The organism is Microbacterium paludicola, assembly GCF_039529675.1.
Lineage (GTDB): Bacteria > Actinomycetota > Actinomycetes > Actinomycetales > Microbacteriaceae > Microbacterium > Microbacterium paludicola.
Window position 1 is genome coordinate 1 of record NZ_BAAANG010000003.1, and the last position, 19,216, is coordinate 19,216.

Here is a 19,216-nt window from a genome sequence, read left to right on the forward strand (position 1 = left end):
AAACTCGCGATCACCTACCGGGCCGCTGTCATCCTCAACGCCGTCATCGCCTGGACCCGGCAATTGTCAGACATGCCCTAGGGGCGCAGGGCCTTCTGCAGGCGCTGGACCGAGACCTGCTCGGCCGTGCCGAGGCGCTGGGCGAACAGGCCCACGCGCAGCTCCTCCAGCAGCCAGCGGGCGCGCACGAGGTGCTCGGGGGCATCCTGCGGGAGGGGGATCGTGCCGCCCGCCTCCGCGTACGCGGCCGTCGCGCGCTCGAGCTCGGTCATCCAGGCGCGGTCGCGGCCGGGATTGTCGGGAAGCGCCTCGAGGCGCAGCCGGATGCCCTCCAGGTAGCGCGGCAGGTGCTGAAGCCGAGCGAGGCCGGTGGCCGAGACGAACCCGGGATGGATGAGCCCCGCGAGCTGGCCGCGGATGTCGCCGAGCGGTCCGAGCAGCGCCATCGAGTTCGACTTCTTCAGCCCGCGCTCGACCTCGCGCGCGGCGGTGAGGATGCGCGCGACGAGCGAGACGCACGCGAACACGTCGTCGACGGATCCGCGGGTCACCTCCTGCTTCAGGGCGTCGAATGCGGCGCGCGTGCGGGGGAGCGAGCCCGATCGGTCGAGCACCGCGTCGGCGACCGCGGCGCGGCAGTCCTCGATCAGCGCCTTCGCCGACGGATACGGCGAGGCCGCCAGAGCGAGCTTCTCGTTCGCGGTGAGATGCTCCTGCACGTACGACACGGGCGACGGCACCTGCAGCAGGAGGAGCCGGCGCACGCCGCGGCGCGTGTCGGCCGCTGCCCGCTCGGGCGTGGCCTCCACGCGCAGCGCGACGGTTGACCCTTCGTCCACGAGGGCGGGGTACCCGCGCACGACGCCGCCCGCCACCTTGGTGTCGACGACCTCGGGCAGATCGCCGAGGTCCCAGTCCGTCAGCCCCGTGCGCTCCAGCACCGGACGCGCGCCCGCGACCTCCGCGGGACCGGTGCGACGCGCCTCGCGATCGAGCGACCGCGCGACGCTCTGCCGTGCGCGGCCGGCGAGGCGATCCTGCAGGGTGCGCAGGTCGCGATCCGCCCCGAGGGCGCGGCCGCGCTCGTCCACCGCGCGGAACGACATCGTGAGATGCCCCGGCACGCGCTCGAGCTCGAAGTCGGCGGCCGTCACCGGCTGGTTCGCCACGCGCTGGATGCGCTTCGCGAGCGCCTCGCGCAGCGACTGCGGCGGGCGACCGGCGTGGTCCTCCGGCCCCTGTCCCTCCAGCTCGGCGGACAGCTTCTCGGCCCAATCGGCGGCGGGAACGACGTGACGGCGGATCGCCTTCGGCAGCGCCCGCAGCAGCGCGGTGACGAGCTCGGACCGCATCCCCGGCACCTGCCAGTCGAACCCGACCGGCTCCAGCGAGGCGAGCAGGGCGAGCGGCACGACCACCGTGACGCCGTCATCCGGCGCTCCCGGCTCGAACCGGTACGCAAGGTTCAGCGTCTGATCGCCCTGCGTCCAGCGCGTCGGGAACTCACGCGCATCGGAGGTCGCCTGACCCTCGACCAGGTCGGCCTCGCGCATCGTCAGCAGCTTGGGCGTGCGCGACAGCGCGTCACGCCACCACGTCTCGAACGAGCGGACGTCGAACACCTCGGCGGGGATGCGCGCGTCGTAGAACGCGAAGACCGCCTCGTCGCCCGCCAGGATGTCGCGGCGCCGCTCCCGCTCCTCGAGCTTCTCGAGTCGGCGCCGCAGCTCGTGGTTCTGCCGCAGGAAGGCGGTCACGTTCTGCGGGAGGCGGGACGGATCCCACTCGCCCTCGACGAGCGCGTGCCGCACGAACAGCTCGCGGGCCGCCGCGCGATCCACGCGGGCGAACTGGATGCGCCGACGCGGGACGATCTCGACGCCGTACAGCGTCACCTTCTCGTACGCGACCGCGGCACCGGCGTCCTTCGACCAGTGCGGCTCGGAGACCTGGCGCTTGGCGAGGTCGCCCGCGAGCGACTCGGCCCACGCCGGATCGATCTGCGCCGCCGTGCGCGCGAACAGCCGCGAGGTCTCCACCAGCTCGGCCGCCATCACCGCCTTCGGCCGCCGCTTGCGCAGCACGGACCCCGGGAACATCGAGAACCGGATGCCGCGGGCGCCCCGGTACTCGGCGCCGCGGGGGCCGCGGGCATCCTTCGCCTTCTCGCGCTCGTCGAGGATGCCGATCTGCGACAGCAGGCCCGCGAGGAGGGCCTGGTGGATGAGATCGCCCCTGGCGCCCCCATCACCCTGTTCGTTGAGCGAGCGCAGCGAGTCGAAACGGTCCTGACCGCCTGCGGGTCGAGCATCCGGTGATGTTGCGCCGTTTCGACTCGCGCTGGCGCGCTCGCTCAACGAACGAGGGGAGTCCGTGCGGGCACCGCGCTTGCCGCCACCGAGGCCCGAGGCCAATCCGCGGAGTTGGCGGTGGACGTCGAACCACTCGCGCACGCGCACGTAGTTCAGGAACTCCGCGCGGCACAGGCGCCGGAACGCGCTCGACCCGAGCTCGCGCTGCTTCTCCTGCAGGTGGTTCCAGAGGTTCAGCAGCGTCAGGAAGTCGCTCGTCGGGTCCGCGAATCGCGCGTGCGCCTGATCCGCCTGCTCCCTCTGGTCCTCCGGTCGCTCGCGCACATCCTGGATCGACAGGCCCGACACGATGGCGAGCACCTCGGCCACGGTGCCGTTGCGGTGCGCCTCGATCAGCATGCGCGCGAAGCGCGGGTCGATCGGCAGGCTCGCGATGTCGCGGCCGATGCGGGTCAGGCGAGGCGCGCCGTCGCGCGTCAGCACAACCGCGCCGAGCTCGATGAGCAGGTCGGTCGCCGCCTTGACGCCGCGCGAATCCGGCGGCGTGAGGAACGGGAAGCGCTGGATGTCGCCGAAGTCGAGGGCGAGCGCCTGCAGGATCACCGATGCGAGCGAGGTGCGCAGGATCTCCGGCTCGGTGAACTCGGGACGTCGGGCGAAGTCGTCCTCGCCATAGAGGCGGATCGCGATGCCGGCGCTCGTGCGACCGGCGCGACCCGAGCGCTGCTGAGCGGAGGCCTGCGAGATCGCCTCGATCGGCAGTCGCTGGACCTTCGCGCGGTTGCTGTAGCGCGAGATGCGGGCAGTGCCGGTGTCGATGACGTACTTGATGCCGGGAACGGTCAGGGACGTCTCGGCGACGTTCGTCGCGAGCACCACGCGGCGCTTCACGCCCGCCAGCGTCGAGCGCTCGAACACACGGTGCTGCTCGGCCGCGCTCAGCCGGCCGTACAGCGGCAGCACCTCGGTGGGCGCGCGCTGATCCCGGAACGCGCCGCGCACCGCATCCGCCGCGTCGCGGATCTCCGCCTCTCCCGGCAGGAACACGAGCACGTCGCCCGGCGCCTCCCGATCGAGTTCGCGCAGCGCCGCGACGATCGCGGACACCTCGTCCTCGGCGTCGTAGGCGACCGTCTCGGGCTCCGCCGGTGCGTCCTCCGCCGCGACGTCGGACACCAGCGGCCGGTACCGGATCTCGACCGGGAACGTGCGCCCCGACACCTCGATGATCGGCGCCGGGGTGCCGTCCTGCGCGGCGAAGTGCTTCGCGAACGACTGCGGGTCGATTGTCGCCGAGGTGATGATCACCTTGAGGTCGGGACGCTGGGGGAGCAGCTGCTTGAGGTAGCCGAGCAGGAAGTCGACGTTGAGGGAGCGCTCGTGCGCCTCGTCGACGATGATCGTGTCGTAGCGCGACAGCGTCCGATCGCGGTGGATCTCGTTGAGCAGGATGCCGTCGGTCATCAGCGCGATCCGGGTCGCGTCGGAGACCTTGTCGGTGAAGCGCACCTTGTAGCCGACGAGCCCGCCGAGCGGCACGTCGAGCTCCTCGGCGACGCGCTCGGCGATCGTGCGGGCGGCGAGGCGGCGCGGCTGCGTGTGCGCGATGCGCTCGCGGCCGAGCTCGAGCGCGATCTTCGGCAGCTGGGTGGTCTTCCCGGATCCGGTCGCGCCCGCGACGATCACGACCTGGTGATCCCGGATGGCGCGCGCGATCTCGTCCCGCGCACCGCTGACGGGCAGCTCGGGCGGGTAGGAGATGCGGGGCTCGGGCATAGCCCTCCAGTCTATGTCGCCGGGCGCGCCTCAGCGCGGCGCGCCAGGGCGGGCCGCGGGCGCCTGGTCGGGCGCCGGGGGTGTGTCGTTCCGGTCAGCGCCGCGGGGCGTCGGCGCCGGCCCCCGCGCGGGCCGGCGTCATGCGCGCGGCGTATGCGGTGGCGATCGCGTCGCGGTAGTCGTCGATCATCCGGTGCGCGCCGATCCGGTCTCGCAGCGCGTCGATGCCGTCGCGGTGGGGGACGGGCTCGTCGATGACATCCCGCCAGTGCCCGGCGACATCCGCCGGGAGGTGCGTCGTGACGCGCCCGACGCCGTCGACCTCGACCGCGGCGTCCCCGACGTCGGTCGTCACGGGGACGGCCCCGCTCGCCATCCCCTCGAGAAGGCACAGCGGCGAGGCCTCGCCGAACGAGCTGGTGAGCGCCACGATGTCGGCGATCCGGTAGAGCGCGGGCATGTCGTCGCGGATGCCGAGCGCGTGCACGCGGTGCGTGCCGGCGACGCCGCTCTCCTCGAGCAGCTCGGCGAACGCCGCGTTCTCGCGTGTCATCCCGGCGCCGCACATCACGTAGTGTGTGCGCTCGTCCTCGCGCTCGTGCTCGGCGACCGCACGCAGGAAGAGCGAGGGGTCCTTCATCGGATCGAAGCGCGCCGCGTACACGACCACCGGGGCATCGTCCGGGATCCCCAGCTTCCGCTTGGTGTCCGAGATCTCGTCCTGCGTGCCGGGACGGAAGACATCGAGGTCGATCCCGTTCGGGATGACGACGCTGCGCTCGGGATGAACGCCGGCGCGCCGGTAGGCCGTCTCGGTGGACGCGGCGCACGAGACGACGTCGGTGACGAGCCCGTCGCGGGCGGCGTCGACGAGGTGGTCGAGGGCCGCGCCGGAGTGCCGGGGATCCGAGCGGTGAAGGCAGACGATCACGGGCACGTCCGGCATCAGCCCGCGGTCGCGCAGGGCGCGCAGCAGGCCGACCGGCTGCTCCTTCAGCGACAGGATGACGTCGACGTCGGCCACCGCCGCCGCCGCGATCGCGAGCTCCTCGTCGGTGTACGACTCGGGGGAGGGGGCGCTCGCGCCGGCCGTCCGTCCCAGGGTGCGGACAGGCACGCCGCTCGCCGTGAGCGTCTGGTACCGGGCGTCGGATTCCATCCTCTGGATGGTCCCCTCGCGCTTCGCCGAGCTCGCGATGCTCAGCACCGAATGACGCTGACCCGACGCGTGGAGCGCGCGGACGACGTTGGTGTGCAGGATGCGTGCGCCGCCTGCGAAGAACCCCTCGTAGAGGCTCAGAACCCGAATCGACATGCAGCCCCTTCAGCGACGTGTGAATGCGGTCTGGCGGTGCACGATACTTCACCGATGCTTCCGGTGTGTGACGAGCTGTGGACAGACGAGAGGACGCCCTCCGAACGGGACCGTCGGAAGCGTTGCCGGATCCTATCGCCGCCACCTCGATCCCGGAATCCCGAGCCACAGACCCCCTCCCGCTCCTAGGGTCGAAGGCATGACCGTACCCACCATCACGCTCAATTCCGGTTTCGAGATCCCGCAGCTCGGCTTCGGCGTCTTCCTCGTGCCGCCGGCCGAGGCCGAGAAGGCCGTCAGTGAGGCCCTTGAGGCCGGCTACCGCCACATCGACACCGCGGCGATCTACCGCAACGAGGAGGGCGTGGGCGCCGCGATCGCGAAGAGCGGCATCCCGCGCGACGAGCTCTTCATCACGACCAAGCTGTGGAACGACCGCCAGGCCGGCGATGAGCCGAAGGCGGCGATCTCCGAGAGCCTGGAGAAGCTCGGCCTCGACCACGTCGACCTCTACCTCACACACTGGCCCGCGCCCGCGAACGACAACTACCTGAACGCGTGGCAGAAGCTCATCGAGATCCGCGACGCGGGGCTCGCGAAGAGCATCGGCGTGTCGAACCACCTCGTCGAGCACCTCGAGCGCATCGTCGGCGACACCGGCGTGACCCCGGCGGTGAACCAGATCGAGCTGCACCCCGCGTACCAGCAGCGCGAGATCACGCAGTGGGCCGCCGACCACGGGATGTTCATCGAGTCGTGGGGTCCGCTCGGCCAGGGCAAGTACGACCTCTTCGGCGAGAAGGCCGTCGCCGACGCGGCGGCCGCGCACGGCAAGACGCCCGCGCAGGTCGTGATCCGCTGGCACCTCGAGCGGGGCTTCATCGTGTTCCCGAAGTCGGTGCGCCCCGAGCGCATGGCCGAGAACTTCGACGTGTTCGACTTCGAGCTCACCGACGCCGAGGTCGCCGCGATCGACGCGCTCGACCCGCTCGACGGCTCGGGCCGCGTGGGCGGGCACCCGAACGAGGTCAACTGACCCTGGCGGGGGCGCGCGTGGGGTCTCTCCTCACGCGCGCCCCGCGACTCACGTCCTGAGTCAGATCCAGCCGGGCAGCCACATGTGCATCAGCCAGAACCCGTACGGGGTGAGGAAGCCGGTGGACAGCGGCAGGAAGTAGACGCCGGCGAGCACCGCGATCGCCACGAACGAGATCGCGAACACGCGCCACGCGCGCGTCTCGCGGGCGGCGGCGCGCCGGGCGTAGGCGAGCTCGGCAGGGCTCGGGTCGGGCAGCGTCACCGGATCCCGCTGCAGCGTCAGCCGGCCGAGCGCCAGCGCGAGAGCGATGACCAGGAACGGCAGCATCGCCACCGTGTAGAACTGGAAGATCGTGCGCGCGGGGTAGAGCAGCCACGGCACGTACGTGACCGCGAGTCCCGTCAGCACGAGGGCGAACCCGAACGCGGATGCCCCCGCGCGGCGCCGGACGAGCAGCGCAACGAGCAGGATGACCGCGACCCACGCGCCGTACCAGGTGATCGGGTTCGGATGGCTGCCGATCACGCCGATGCAGTCGTCGCTCCAGGCGCACTGGGCGGTGCCGGCCTCGGGCCGCGCGAGCCACATCGCCGTGGGGCGCAGCAGCAGCGGCCACTGCCAGGCGGGGCTCGCGTACGGATGGCTCGCGCTCAGGCCGACGTGGAAGCCGTACATCGACTGGTGGTAGTTCCACAGCGCGATGAGCGGGTTGGGATCCGATCCGCGGTCGTAGCCGCCGGTCGTGACGAGCCAGCCCGTCCACGACACCACGTAGACGACCGCCGCGACCGGCACCAGCTGCAGGAACGCGACGGGCCCCTGGCGCACGAGCGCGGCGGCGTACCACTCCTTCACTCCCGCGCGCCTGCGCATCAGCGCGTCGGAGACGACGAGGAACAGGCCGACGCCGGCGAGCACGTAGAGCCCCGACCACTTCACGGCCGTCGCGGCGCCGAGCGCCGCGCCCGCGGCGAGCACCCACGGGCGATCCCACACCACGGGGCCGGTGTAGCCGGGGTGCGGATCCGCCTGCCAGGCCTCCAGGCGCCTCGTCATCCGTTCGCGGTCGAGGATCAGGAACCAGAAGGCGAGCGTCACGAAGAACGCGAGGAACCCGTCGAGGAGGCTCACGCGGCTGAGCGAGATCGCCAGGCCGTCGACGGCCAGCAGACCGCCCGCGACCGCGCCGATCACGACCGAGCCGGAGAGGCGTCGCGCGATCGCGTACACGAGGGGGACGAGCAGGGTGCCGGCGACAGCGGCGGAGAACCGCCATCCGAACCCGCTCTCCGCGCCGAACAGCAGCATGCCGACGGCGATGAGCCACTTGCCGAGCGGCGGATGGACGACGTATGACGGGTCGGTCAGGAAGGCGGCGGTGTCGCCGCCGGTGAAGAGCGCGTTCGCGTCGTCCGGCCACGTGCCCTCGTAGCCGAGGTGAAGCAGCGTCCAGGCGTCCTTGACGTAGTAGGTCTCGTCGAACACCAGCTCGTGCGGGTGGGAGAGCCCGATGAAGCGGAGGGCCGCCGCGACGACCGTCAGCGCGAGCGGCGTCAGCCAGCCGGCGGTGCGGGGCGCGATCCTCACCCGCAACAGCCTAGGGCGCGGCCGGGCCCGCTCCCGCGAGGCGGCCCCAGGGCGTCGCGCAGGGACGCCGGACTACCCTGAAGCGGTGATCATCCTCGCCGCGACGCCCATCGGCAACCTCGGGGATGCGTCCCGCCGGCTCATCGAGGTGCTCGAGGAGGCGCCGGTCGTGGCGGCCGAGGACACGCGCACCGCGCAGCGGCTGTTCGCCGGGCTCGGCATCGCGAACCGGCCGCGGCTGATCGCGATGCACGACCACAACGAGCGACAGAAGGCCGCCGAGCTCGTCGAGCTGGCCAGGGAGCAGGATCTCGTCGTCCTGACGGATGCGGGGATGCCGACCGTGAGCGATCCGGGATACGGCCTCGTCTCGGCCGCGGCGGAGGCCGGCGTGACGGTCACGGCGATCCCGGGTCCGAGCGCCGTGCTGACCGCGCTCGCCGTCGCGGGTCTGCCGACCGACCGCTTCACGTTCGAGGGGTTCGTCGCGCGCAAGCCGGGGGAGCGGCGCCGCGCCCTGACGGCGCTCGCCGCCGAGCCGCGCACGATGGTGTTCTTCGAGGCGCCGACCCGCGTGGCGCAGACCCTCGGCGACATGGCGTCGGCGTTCGGGCAGGATCGCCGCGCGGCGGTGTGCCGTGAGCTCACGAAGCTTCACGAGGAGGTCGCGCGGGGCACCCTCGCCGAGCTGACCGCGTGGGCCGAGGAGGGAGTGCGCGGCGAGCTGGTGATCGTCGTCGCCGGCGCGGTCGCGGGCGACGTCTCGCCCGAGGACGCCCTTGCACAGGTGCAGGCGATGGTCGCCTCCGGCACGCGGCTCAAGGACGCGGCCGCCGAGGTCGCGGCGCACACGGGACACTCCTCGCGCGACCTCTACCAGGCCGCGCTCGCCGCCCGCGCCTGACGGGTTCTCCGGAGATATCGCCTTCTCCGGATCCGCGGGCGCGATGCGATCCGGAGAACACGGCATCTCCGGCGAACCCGGCGCCCCGGACAAGCGGGAACCTCAGTCCGAGGACATCTCATCCCACACGGTGTGCATATGCGCGCGGGAGTGGCGCTCGGCGGCGTCCGCGTCGCCCTCGGCGACGGCGAGCGCGACGCGCATGTGCTCCTCGAGCGTCCCCTCGGCGGGCACCGCGGGGGTCAGCCCCAGCCGGGTGCGCCCCTCGAGCACCGCGTGCACGGGTCGTTCGAGCACGGCGAGCAGCGGGTTCCCGGATGCCGCCAGCAGCAGCGCGTGGAACGCGACGTCGGCCTCCAGATACGGGTCGGATGCGCCCTCGCCGCGCTCGCCGAGCTCGACGAGGCGCTCGGCGAGGCGCCGCAGCTCGGCGCGCTGGGTCGGCGTCGCGCGGCGGGCCGCGAGACGCGCCGCCATCGGCTCGGTCGCGACGCGCAGCTCGGCGAGCGCCTCGAGCTGCTGCTGCCGGAAGGGGCCGTCGAGGTTCCACTGGATCAGCTGCGGATCGAAGGCGTCCCAGTGCTCGCGCGGTCGCACCGTGATGCCGACCCGGCGCCGCGACTCGACCATCCCGATGCTCTCGAGCACGCGCACCGCCTCGCGCACGACGGTGCGTGACGCGCCGAGATCCTGCTCGATCCCGGCGAGCGTGAGGACGGAGCCCGGACGGATCATGCCCGTGGCGATGCGTCGCCCGAGCTCCCCGAGCACGTCGCGGTGAGTTCCGCCGGCCATCACGCTCCTTTGCGAGGTCTGAATGGTGATACCTTACCGAGCGGAAAAGTAGTACCTTTGTCGCACGTCCGCACCGATCACGTTCGGACGAGGCCTTCCTCGGATGCGCGCGCCGCCGCGGCATCCCCGATTTCAACGGAGAAACCCCCATGGAAGATTGGACCCAGACGCTCGGCGCGGGCCCGCTGCTCGGCATCGCCGCGGCGGCCGTCGCGCTGATCCTGTTCCTGGTCATCAAGGTGCGCCTGCACGCGTTCCTGGTGCTGATCGTCGTCTCGCTGCTCACGGCGATCGCGACCGGCCTGCCGATGGGCGTGCTCGTCAACGACGTGCTCGTCGCGGGCTTCGGCTCGACGCTCGGCTCGGTCGCCCTGCTGATCGGCCTCGGCGCGATCCTCGGGCGCCTCATCGAGTCCAGCGGCGGCGCGAAGGTCGTCGCCGAGAAGATGGTGTCGGTCTTCGGCGAGAAGCGGGCGGCGTTCGCGCTCGGTCTGACGTCGCTGATCCTCGGCTTCCCGATCTTCTTCGACGCGGGCCTGATCGTGATGCTGCCGATCATCTTCGCGGTCGCGCGCCGCATCGGCGGCAAGAACCTGCTGCTGTACGGCTTCAGCGGCGCCGCGGCGTTCTCGGTGATGCACGTGCTGCTTCCCCCGCACCCCGGCCCCGTCTCGGCCTCCGAGTTCTTCGAGGCGGACCTCGGCGTCGTGCTGCTGCTCGGCCTCGTGCTCGCGTTCCCCGTCTGGTACGTCTCGGGCTACCTGTGGGCGAAGTTCGTCAACAAGCGCTACCCGATGATCGTGCCCGCGCTGTTCGGCGTGAAGGACGACGACCAGCCCACGAACCCGCCGAAGTTCGGCACGGTGGTCGCGATCCTGGTGCTGCCGCTGCTGCTGATCTTCCTCAACACGGGCCTGAACGCCCTCGGCTCCGCCCGCATCGTCGACCGTGACGAGACCTGGGTGCAGGCGCTTATGCTCATCGGCACGTCGCCGGTCGCGCTGCTCATCACGGCTCTCGTCGCGCTGCTCGTGCTCGGCAAGTTCCGCGGCGAGAACGGATCCGCGCTCGAGAAGCTCGTCGAGGGAACGCTCGGCACGGTGGCCTCCGTGATCCTGATCACGGGCGCCGGCGGCATGTTCGGCGGCGTGCTGCGCGCGTCGGGAATCGGCGACGCGCTGTCCGAGACGCTCGACTCCTGGGGGATGCCGCTCATCTTCGCCGCCTACGTCATCGCGGTCGTGCTGCGCGTGGCGCAGGGCTCGGCGACCGTGGCGCTCGTCACCACCGCGGGCCTGCTCGCTCCGGCCGTCACGTCGGCGGGCTTCAGCGTCATCGACACCGCGGCGATCACGCTCGCGGCCGCGGCCGGATCCGTGTTCGCGAGCCACGTGAACGACTCGGGCTTCTGGCTCGTCGGGCGCCTGATGGACATGGATGTGAAGACCACGCTCAAGACGTGGACGGTCCAGCAGGCGATCGAGTCGGTCGTCGCGTTCGTCCTCGTGCTCGCGATCTACCTGATCTTCTGAGCGCATGACGGGCACCGATCTCTTCGACGTCTCGGGGCGTCTCGCTCTCGTCACCGGATCGTCGCGCGGGCTCGGCCTGTCGCTCGCCCTCGCGCTCGCGGAGGCGGGCGCGAGGGTTGTGCTCCACGGCCGCGACGCGCAGGCGCTCGCCGCGGCCGGGGACGCGATCGAGCGGTCGACCGGCACGCGACCGGCCGCCGTGCGCTTCGACGTGACCGACGCGTCGGCCGTCGAGACGGCGGTCGGCGCGCTGATCGCCGAGCACGGCGTGCCGGACATCCTCGTCAACAACGCGGGCGTGCAGCGGCGGGCGCCGTTCACCGAGTTCCCGGTCGACGACTGGGACGCCGTGATCGCGAGCAACCTGTCGAGCGTGTTCTACGTGTCGCGGTTCGTGACGCCCGGCATGGCCGAGCGCGGCTCGGGCAAGGTGATCAACATCGCCTCGGTGCAGTCGAAGCTCGCGCGACAGACCATCGCCCCGTACTCGGCGAGCAAGGGCGGCGTGGCGCTCCTGACGCAGGGCATGGCGGCGGATCTCGCGCGCTTCGGCGTGCAGGTCAACGCCCTCTCGCCCGGCTACTTCGCCACCGAGATGAACCGCGCGCTGGTGGAGGACGAGCAGTTCACCTCCTGGCTCGTGAACCGCACACCGGCGCAGCGCTGGGGTGACTTCCGCGAGCTGTGGGGGACTCTGCTCTACCTCGCCTCCGACGCGTCGGGTTTCGTCTCGGGGCAGAACATCTTCGTCGACGGCGGGATGACCGCGGTCGTCTGAGCGCGGTCATCCGCATGAGCAGGAAGGGGACCGCGATGCGCGCGGTGTACATCGACGCCAAGGAGACGATGGCGGTGCGTGAGGCGCCGATGCCCGAGCCCGGCGAGGGCGAGGTGCGGCTGCGCGTCGACGTGGTCGGCGTGTGCGGATCCGACCTCCACTACTTCTTCGAGGGAGCCAACGGCGAGTACGAGGTGCGCGAGCCGCTGACGCCCGGCCACGAGCTCGCGGGCCGGGTCGACCTCGACCCGAGCGGGGCGCTCGAGGCGGGCACCCCCGTCACCGTGCACCCGGCGCGATTCGGGACGCCCGAGCGCGGGATCGAGGACGAGCCTCACCTGTGGCCCGGCGGCTCGTACCTCGGCAGCGCGTCGACGTGGCCGCACACGCAGGGCGCGATGTCGGAGTACCTCGTGGTGCGCGCCGACATGGTGCGCCCGCTGCCGGCGTCGCTGCCCGTGCGGCGCGCCGTGCTCGCCGAGCCGCTCGCGGTCGCGCTGCACGCCGCCAATCGCGCGGGCGACCTGTCCGGCGCGCGCGTGCTCGTCTCGGGTGCGGGCCCGATCGGCCTGCTGGCCCTGGTCGCCGCGCAGGCGCGGGGCGCATCCCACGTGACGGTGAGCGACGTGCTTCCCGAGCCGCTCGAGCGCGCGACCGCGCTGGGCGCGGATGCCGTCGTGCGCATCGGCGAGGACGAGCTGCCGCCCTCGGCGTTCGACGTCGTGCTCGAGTGCTCGGGCGTCGCCGTCGCGATCGGCGCGGCGGGTGCCGCCGTCCGCCGCCGCGGCGTCGTCGTGCAGGTCGGGATGGTGCCCGACGCGCCGCGCCCGGTGAACCTCGCGCCCTTCATCTCCAAGGAGGTCGACCTGCGCGGCACGTTCCGCTTCCGCGAGGAGATCGACGAGGCGGTCGTCCTGCTCGACCGCCGGCCCGAGATCGAGCAGGTCGTCACGCACGTGCTGCCCGTCGACCGGGCGGAGGAGGCGTTCGCGCTCGCGCGCGACTCCCGCCGCTCGGGCAAGGTCGTCGTCGCGATGACAGGCGATGCCGCATGAGGCACGATGGCGCTGAGGCCGGACGGGAAGGTGTGCGCGAGATGACGACAGCACGCGATGTGGTCATCGGCGTCGACATGGGCACCACCGCGACGAAGACGGTCGCGTACACGCCGGATGGCCGTCAGCTCGCGTCCGCCTCGCACGGCTACCCGCTTGAGGAGCCGCACCCGGGGCACGCGGTGCAGGATCCCGACCTGATCCTCGGCGCCGTGTACGAGGGCCTTCGCGCGGTGGTCGCCGAGATCGGCGTCGAGCGGATCGCGGGGCTGTCGTTCTCGTCGGCGATGCACAGCCTGCTCGCCCTCGACGACGAGCTGCGTCCCCTCACCCCGGTGGTGACGTGGGCCGACACCCGGGCCGCCGACCAGGCGGCGCGCGTGCGGGCCTCCGCCGGCGGCCTCGCGCTTCACCGCCGGACGGGAACCCCGATCCACCCGATGTCGCCCCTGACGAAGCTGATCTGGTTCCGCGAGCAGGAGCCCCGGATCCGGCAGAACGCCGCCTTCTGGGTCGGGATCAAGGACTGGGTGCTGCTGCACCTGTGCGGCGCGCTCGTCGTCGACCACTCGCTCGCCTCGGCGTCGGGGCTGATGGACATCCACCGCCTCGCGTGGGACGAGGAGGCGCTCGGCCTCGCCGGGATCCGTCAGGAGCAGCTTCCCGAGCTCGTCGCCACGACCACCGTGCTCGACGGGCTGACGGAGGAGGCGGGCGCCGCGACCGGCCTTCCGCTGTCGACGCCCGTCGTCGTCGGCGCGGGCGACGGCCCGCTCGCCAACCTCGGCGTCGGGGCCGTGCGCCCGGGCGTCGCGGCGTGCTCGATCGGCACCAGCGGCGCCCTGCGCGTGGGCGTCGACAAGCCCGCGGTCGATCCCCGCGGCGGGGTGTTCTGCTACGCGCTGACCGAGGACCGCTGGGTCATCGGCGGCGCCATAAACAACGGCGGCGTGGTGCTCGACTGGGTGCGCGCCGAGATCGCGGGCGACGACGAGGCGGGCTCGGCGTCCGACCTGCTCGACGCGGCCACGACCGTCCCCGCCGGCGCGGGCGGGCTGCTGATGCTTCCGTACCTGCTGAGCGAGCGCGCGCCGCACTGGGGGAGCACCGCCCGCGGCGCCTACGTTGGCCTCACGCGCGCGCATCGCCGCGAGCACCTCGTCCGTGCCGCGGTCGAGGGCGTCGCGCTGCAGCTGTCGCTCGTGCTGCAGTCGATGCGCGCCGCGGGGCTGGAGATCAACGAGATCCGCGCCACCGGCGGGGTGATGAAGCATCCGCTCTGGCAGCAGGTGATCGCCGACGCCTTCGCGATGCCGATCGGGCTGCTCGACGAGCAGGAGGGGTCGGGCTTCGGCGCCGCCCTGCTCGGCATGGAGGCGCTGGGACTGATCGAGTCGATCGACGTCGCGGCCGACATCGTCCCGGTCGCCCATCGGATCGCCCCGCGCCCGGCCGACTCCGCCGTGTACGCGACCCTGCTGCCGGTGTTCGACCAGCTGTACGGCGCGCTGCAGCCCGCGAACCTGCGCCTGCGCGAGCTCGCCCCGTCGCTGCCGCTGGACCGCTGAGCTCACAGCGCCCGCGCGTAACGCGACGTCACGCCCAAACTAGGATGAACGGGTGACTTCCGGCCGTTCGTTCTACATCACCACGCCGATCTACTACCCGAGCGATGTTCCCCACATCGGCCACGGGTACACGACGGTGGCGGTGGACACCCTCGCGCGCTGGCACCGCCAGGCGGGCGACGACGCGTGGATGCTCACCGGCACCGACGAGCACGGCCAGAAGATGATGCGCGCCGCGGCGGCGAACGGCGTGACCCCGCAGGAGTGGGTCGACAAGCTCGTGACCGAGGCGTGGTTCCCGCTGCTGAAGACCCTGGATGTCGCCAACGACGACTTCATCCGCACCACGCAGGAGCGCCACGAGACCCGGACGCAGAAGTTCTGGCAGTCGATCTACGACCGCGGCTACGTCTACGCGGGCGAGTACGAGGCGCTGTACTGCGTCGGCTGCGAGGAGTTCAAGCCCGAGAGCGAGATCGTCGACGGCACCGGCCCGTTCGAGGGCCTCAAGGTCTGCGTCATCCACTCGAAGCCGCTCGAGCTGCTGCACGAGAAGAACTACTTCTTCAAGCTCAGCGAGTTCCAGGATCGCCTGCTCGCGCTGTACCGCGATCAGCCCGAGTTCGTGCAGCCCGAGTCTGCACGCAACGAGGTCGTCGCCTTCGTGCAGCAGGGCCTCAAGGACCTGTCGATCTCGCGCTCGGCGTTCGACTGGGGAATCCCGATCCCATGGGACACCTCGCACGTCCTGTACGTGTGGATCGATGCGCTGCTGAACTACGCCACGGGTGTCGGCTACGGCGCCGACGAGGACACCTTCGCGCGCCGCTGGCCCGGCTACCACGTCGTCGGCAAGGACATCCTGCGCTTCCACGCGGTGATCTGGCCCGCGATGCTCATGGCCGCGGGTCTGGATGTCCCCAAGGGCGTCTTCGCGCACGGCTGGCTGCTTGTCGGCGGCGAGAAGATGTCGAAGTCGAAGGCGACGGGCATCGCGCCCGAGACCCTCGTCGAGACGTTCGGCAGCGATGCCTTCCGGTTCTACTTCCTCTCGGCGATCGCCTTCGGCCAGGACGGCTCGTTCTCGTGGGAGGACCTGTCGGCCCGCTACCAGGCCGAGCTCGCCAACGGCTTCGGCAACCTCGCCTCGCGCACCATCGCGATGATCGGCAAGTACTTCGACGGTGCCGTCCCCGAGCCGGGCGCGTACACGGATGTCGACCTCGCGATCCAGAAGACCGTGCAGGATGCCGCCGCGCGCGCCGACGAGGCGATCGAGCGCTTCCGGATCGACGAGGCGATCCGCTCGATCTGGACGATCGTCGACGAGCTGAACGGCTACATCACCGACAACGAGCCGTGGGCGCTGGCGAAGGACGAGGCGCAGCGCGAGCGTCTCGCGACCGTCCTGTACACGTGCGCGGAGGGCCTGCGCGCCCTCGCGGTGCTGCTGTCGCCCGTGATGCCGCAGTCGACGGCGAAGCTCTGGACGGCGCTCGGCGCGGACGACGCGCTCGGGGCGCTCGCCGGCCAGCCGATCCGCGAGGCGGGAGCGTGGGGCATCCTTCCCGCAGGCGCCGTCACGCAGACGCTCGCCCCGCTGTTCCCTCGCATCGAGCAGGCCGACTGACGTGAGCTCCCCGGAGACCCCGGAGACCTACGTCCGCGAGCGCGCCAAGGACGGACGCAAGGACATCCGCTATCCGGCGGCGCCCGAGCCGCTCGCGGTGCCGGTGTACGACAACCACGCCCACCTCGAGATCACGGACGGCGACGAGCCGCTCGACCTCGCGGCGCACCTCGAGCGCGCGCTCGAGGTGGGGATCGCGGGCGTTGTGCAGGCATCCGGCGACATCGAGTCGTCGCGCTGGGCGGTCGCGGCGGCCGAGGCGCACCCGCGCGTGCTCGCGGCGGTGGCGATCCACCCGAACGACGCCCCGGTGTGCGACGCGGCGGGCCGCCTCGACGAGGCGATCGCCGTGATGGACGAACTCGCCGCGCACCCGCGCGTGCGCGCGATCGGCGAGACCGGGCTCGACTACTTCCGCACGGACGAGTCTGGCCGGCCCGCACAGCACCGGTCGTTCGAGGCGCACATCGCGCTGGCGAAGAAGCACGGCATCGCGATGCAGATCCACGATCGCGACGCGCACCGGGACGTGCTCGACACGCTCGTCCGCGTCGGCGCGCCGGAGAAGACGGTGTTCCACTGCTTCTCGGGCGATGCCGACATGGCGCGCGAGGCGGCCGATGCCGGCTACTGGCTCTCGTTCGCCGGCAACATCACGTTCAAGAACGCGCAGAACCTGCGTGACGCCCTCGCGGTGACGCCGCGAGAGCGCATCCTCGTCGAGACGGATGCGCCCTTCCTCACGCCGGTGCCGCACCGCGGCCGCCCGAACGCGCCGTACCTCGTGCCGGTCACCGTGCGCTTCATGGCGGCGGAACTCGGCATCGACGTCGACGAGCTCTGCGCCCAGCTCGCCGCCAACACCGTCGAGGTGTACGGCGAGTTCTGACCGACCCGCGACAATAGACGAATGGTCACTCTGCTCGGTGCCACCGAGATCCGCTCGCTCGCCGCGTCGCTCGACGTCACGCCCACGAAGAAGCTGGGGCAGAACTTCGTCGTCGACGCCAACACGGTGCGCAAGATCGTGCAGGTCGCGGGTGTCGATCGGGACGACCGGGTCGTCGAGGTCGGGCCGGGTCTCGGGTCGCTGACCCTCGCGATCCTGGAGACGGGCGCGAAGGTCACCGCGGTCGAGATCGACCACCGGCTCGCCGAGCGCCTTCCCGAGACCGCCGCGCAGCACGGGGTGCCGGACGACGCTCTCACGGTGGTCGACGCCGACGCGCTGCGCGTGACCGAGCTTCCGGGCGATCCGTCCGTGCTCGTGGCGAACCTTCCGTACAACGTCTCGGTGCCCGTGCTTCTTCACTTCATGGAGACGTTCCCGGGGCTCGAGCGCGGCGTGGTGATGGTGCAGGCGGAGGTGGGGGAGCGGCTCGCCGCGCCTCCCGGCAGCAAGGTCTACGGCGCGCCGAGCGTGAAGGCCGCCTGGTACGGCCCGTGGCGGCTCGCCGGCACCGTCTCGCGGCAGGTGTTCTGGCCGGTCCCGAACGTCGACAGCGTGCTGGTCGCCTTCCGGCGCGATCCGGAGCCCCGCGGCACCGAGGAGGAGCGCCTCCTCACCTTCCGGATCGTGGACGCCGCGTTCCAGCAGCGACGGAAGATGCTGCGGCAGGCCCTCGCCGGCGTGCTCGGCGGGACGTCCGCGGGGGCCACCGAGGTGCTCGAGCGCGCCGGCGTCGCGCCGACCGCGCGCGGCGAGGAGCTCTCGATCGACGACTTCGTCCGGATCGCCCGCGCGGTCGTGTGACGGCGGAGCGGATCCGGTCCCGGAACCCCGGATAGCCTGGGGAACGTGAGCCACTCCCCGCGAGACCTCGACGCAAGCGCCGTACTGAGCGAGCGACGCCGGACGAAGTGCGCCGTACTGAGCGAGCGACGCCGGACGAAGTGCGCCGTACTGAGCGAGCGACGCCGGACGAAGTGCGCCGTACTGAGCGAGCGAAGCGAGACGAAGTGCGCCGTACTGAGCGAGCGAAGCGAGACGAAGTGACGTTCGCCGAGGAGATCCCGTCGGTGCGCGTGCGCGCGCCGGGGAAGATCAACGTCTACCTCGAGGTGGGCGCGCTGCAGGGCGACGGCTACCACGAGCTCGCCACGGCCTTCCAGGCGGTGTCGCTGTACGAGGACGTCGTGGCGACCGCCGCCGAGGGCTTCAGCATGACCGTCAGCGGCACCGTCGACCTCGACGGCGTTCCCACCGATGAGCGCAACCTCGCCCTGCGTGCGGCGATGCTGCTCGCCGAGGAGACGGGCTACGAGAGCGGCGTGCACCTCGACGTCTACAAGCAGGTGCCGGTGGCAGGCGGCATGGGCGGCGGATCGGCGGATGCCGCCGCGGCGCTGCTGGCGTGCGACGCGCTGTGGGACACGCGCCTGACGGGCCAGGAGCTCCACCGGCTCGCCGCGCGGCTCGGCGCCGACGTCCCCTTCGCGCTCAAGGGCGGCACCGCGGTCGGCACCGGTCGCGGTGACGTGCTGAACCCCGCCCTGGCGCGCGGGCGGTTCGACTGGGTGCTGGTCACGAGCGACGAGGGAGTGTCGACGCCGAAGGTGTACGGCGAGCTCGACGCGCACCGCGAGCGCCACAAAGTCGACATCGGCCCCGTCGTGCAGCGCCCGTCGGTCGATCCCGAGGTGCTTCACGCCCTGCGGGCGGGAGACGCCGCGATGCTCGCCGCCGCGCTCCGCAACGATCTGCAGGTCGCGACGCTGAGGCTGCGGCCGGACCTCGCGGCGGTGCTCGAGCACGGCGAGGCCGCCGGCGCGCTGGCGGGCATCGTCTCCGGCTCGGGGCCGACGCTGGCGTTCCTGTGCGGATCGGCCGAGCACGCGCTCGAACTGCTCACCGACCTCGAGACCGCGGGGTTCCCCGCGCTGCACGTGCACGGGCCCGTGCCGGGCGCGCGCGTCGTCGGCTGA

The 19,216-nt window shown here is 71.9% G+C and carries 14 protein-coding genes; 10 read left to right on the forward strand and 4 right to left on the reverse strand.

Annotated features, from left to right (window positions below; all coding sequences use genetic code 11):
• Positions 1-77: 77 nt before the first annotated feature.
• Both hrpA and ABD161_RS02785 read right to left on the reverse strand, forming a co-directional pair.
• Entirely contained in the window at positions 78-4,088 is a 4,011-nt protein-coding gene (gene hrpA, locus ABD161_RS02780; protein WP_425560761.1) for an ATP-dependent RNA helicase HrpA, read from the reverse strand.
• Between the two features lie 94 nt (positions 4,089-4,182).
• On the reverse strand, positions 4,183-5,403 hold the full coding sequence (locus ABD161_RS02785) for a glycosyltransferase (RefSeq protein ID WP_343999485.1): 1,221 nt from the start codon (positions 5,401-5,403) through the stop codon (positions 4,183-4,185).
• A 199-nt stretch (positions 5,404-5,602) separates the two neighbouring features.
• Here ABD161_RS02785 and ABD161_RS02790 point away from each other — a divergent pair, with 199 nt between their 5' ends.
• Complete coding sequence (locus tag ABD161_RS02790) at positions 5,603-6,439, forward strand: aldo/keto reductase (RefSeq protein ID WP_343999487.1); 837 nt, start codon at positions 5,603-5,605, stop codon at positions 6,437-6,439.
• Positions 6,440-6,499: 60 nt separating this feature from the next.
• Here the strand turns inward: ABD161_RS02790 and ABD161_RS02795 are convergent, their stop codons facing one another.
• The gene (locus ABD161_RS02795) at positions 6,500-8,029 is read right to left on the reverse strand and encodes a dolichyl-phosphate-mannose--protein mannosyltransferase (protein ID WP_343999489.1); all 1,530 of its coding nucleotides are present in this window, start codon (positions 8,027-8,029) and stop codon (positions 6,500-6,502) included.
• A gap of 85 nt (positions 8,030-8,114) precedes the next feature.
• On the opposite strand from ABD161_RS02795, the gene rsmI reads away from it, so the two are divergent.
• Positions 8,115-8,933 (forward strand): 16S rRNA (cytidine(1402)-2'-O)-methyltransferase, encoded by an 819-nt coding sequence (gene rsmI, locus ABD161_RS02800; protein WP_343999491.1) that lies wholly within the window; start codon positions 8,115-8,117, stop codon positions 8,931-8,933.
• A gap of 102 nt (positions 8,934-9,035) precedes the next feature.
• Here rsmI and ABD161_RS02805 read toward each other — a convergent pair whose 3' ends face one another.
• A complete protein-coding gene (locus ABD161_RS02805; protein WP_135112503.1) occupies positions 9,036-9,728 on the reverse strand; it encodes a FadR/GntR family transcriptional regulator in 693 nt (230 codons plus the stop codon).
• A 149-nt stretch (positions 9,729-9,877) separates the two neighbouring features.
• On the opposite strand from ABD161_RS02805, the gene ABD161_RS02810 reads away from it, so the two are divergent.
• The 8 genes from ABD161_RS02810 to ABD161_RS02845 all read left to right on the forward strand — a co-directional run bounded on the left by ABD161_RS02810 (position 9,878) and on the right by ABD161_RS02845 (position 19,216).
• Positions 9,878-11,260: a GntP family permease gene (locus ABD161_RS02810; RefSeq protein WP_343999495.1), complete on the forward strand. Its 1,383-nt coding sequence runs from the start codon at positions 9,878-9,880 to the stop codon at positions 11,258-11,260.
• Positions 11,261-11,264: 4 nt separating this feature from the next.
• Complete coding sequence (locus tag ABD161_RS02815) at positions 11,265-12,038, forward strand: SDR family oxidoreductase (protein ID WP_343999497.1); 774 nt, start codon at positions 11,265-11,267, stop codon at positions 12,036-12,038.
• 35 nt (positions 12,039-12,073) lie between these two features.
• Positions 12,074-13,093 (forward strand): zinc-binding dehydrogenase, encoded by a 1,020-nt coding sequence (locus ABD161_RS02820; RefSeq protein WP_343999499.1) that lies wholly within the window; start codon positions 12,074-12,076, stop codon positions 13,091-13,093.
• Positions 13,094-13,134: 41 nt separating this feature from the next.
• Positions 13,135-14,661, forward strand: a complete 1,527-nt coding sequence (locus ABD161_RS02825; protein WP_343999501.1) for a gluconokinase — start codon at positions 13,135-13,137, stop codon at positions 14,659-14,661.
• 52 nt (positions 14,662-14,713) lie between these two features.
• Positions 14,714-16,291, forward strand: a complete 1,578-nt coding sequence (gene metG / locus ABD161_RS02830; RefSeq protein WP_343999502.1) for a methionine--tRNA ligase — start codon at positions 14,714-14,716, stop codon at positions 16,289-16,291.
• Position 16,292: 1 nt separating this feature from the next.
• Complete coding sequence (locus tag ABD161_RS02835; RefSeq protein ID WP_343999503.1) at positions 16,293-17,180, forward strand: TatD family hydrolase; 888 nt, start codon at positions 16,293-16,295, stop codon at positions 17,178-17,180.
• A gap of 21 nt (positions 17,181-17,201) precedes the next feature.
• Positions 17,202-18,044 (forward strand): 16S rRNA (adenine(1518)-N(6)/adenine(1519)-N(6))-dimethyltransferase RsmA, encoded by an 843-nt coding sequence (gene rsmA / locus ABD161_RS02840; RefSeq protein WP_343999505.1) that lies wholly within the window; start codon positions 17,202-17,204, stop codon positions 18,042-18,044.
• A gap of 239 nt (positions 18,045-18,283) precedes the next feature.
• Entirely contained in the window at positions 18,284-19,216 is a 933-nt protein-coding gene (locus ABD161_RS02845) for a 4-(cytidine 5'-diphospho)-2-C-methyl-D-erythritol kinase (protein WP_343999507.1), read from the forward strand.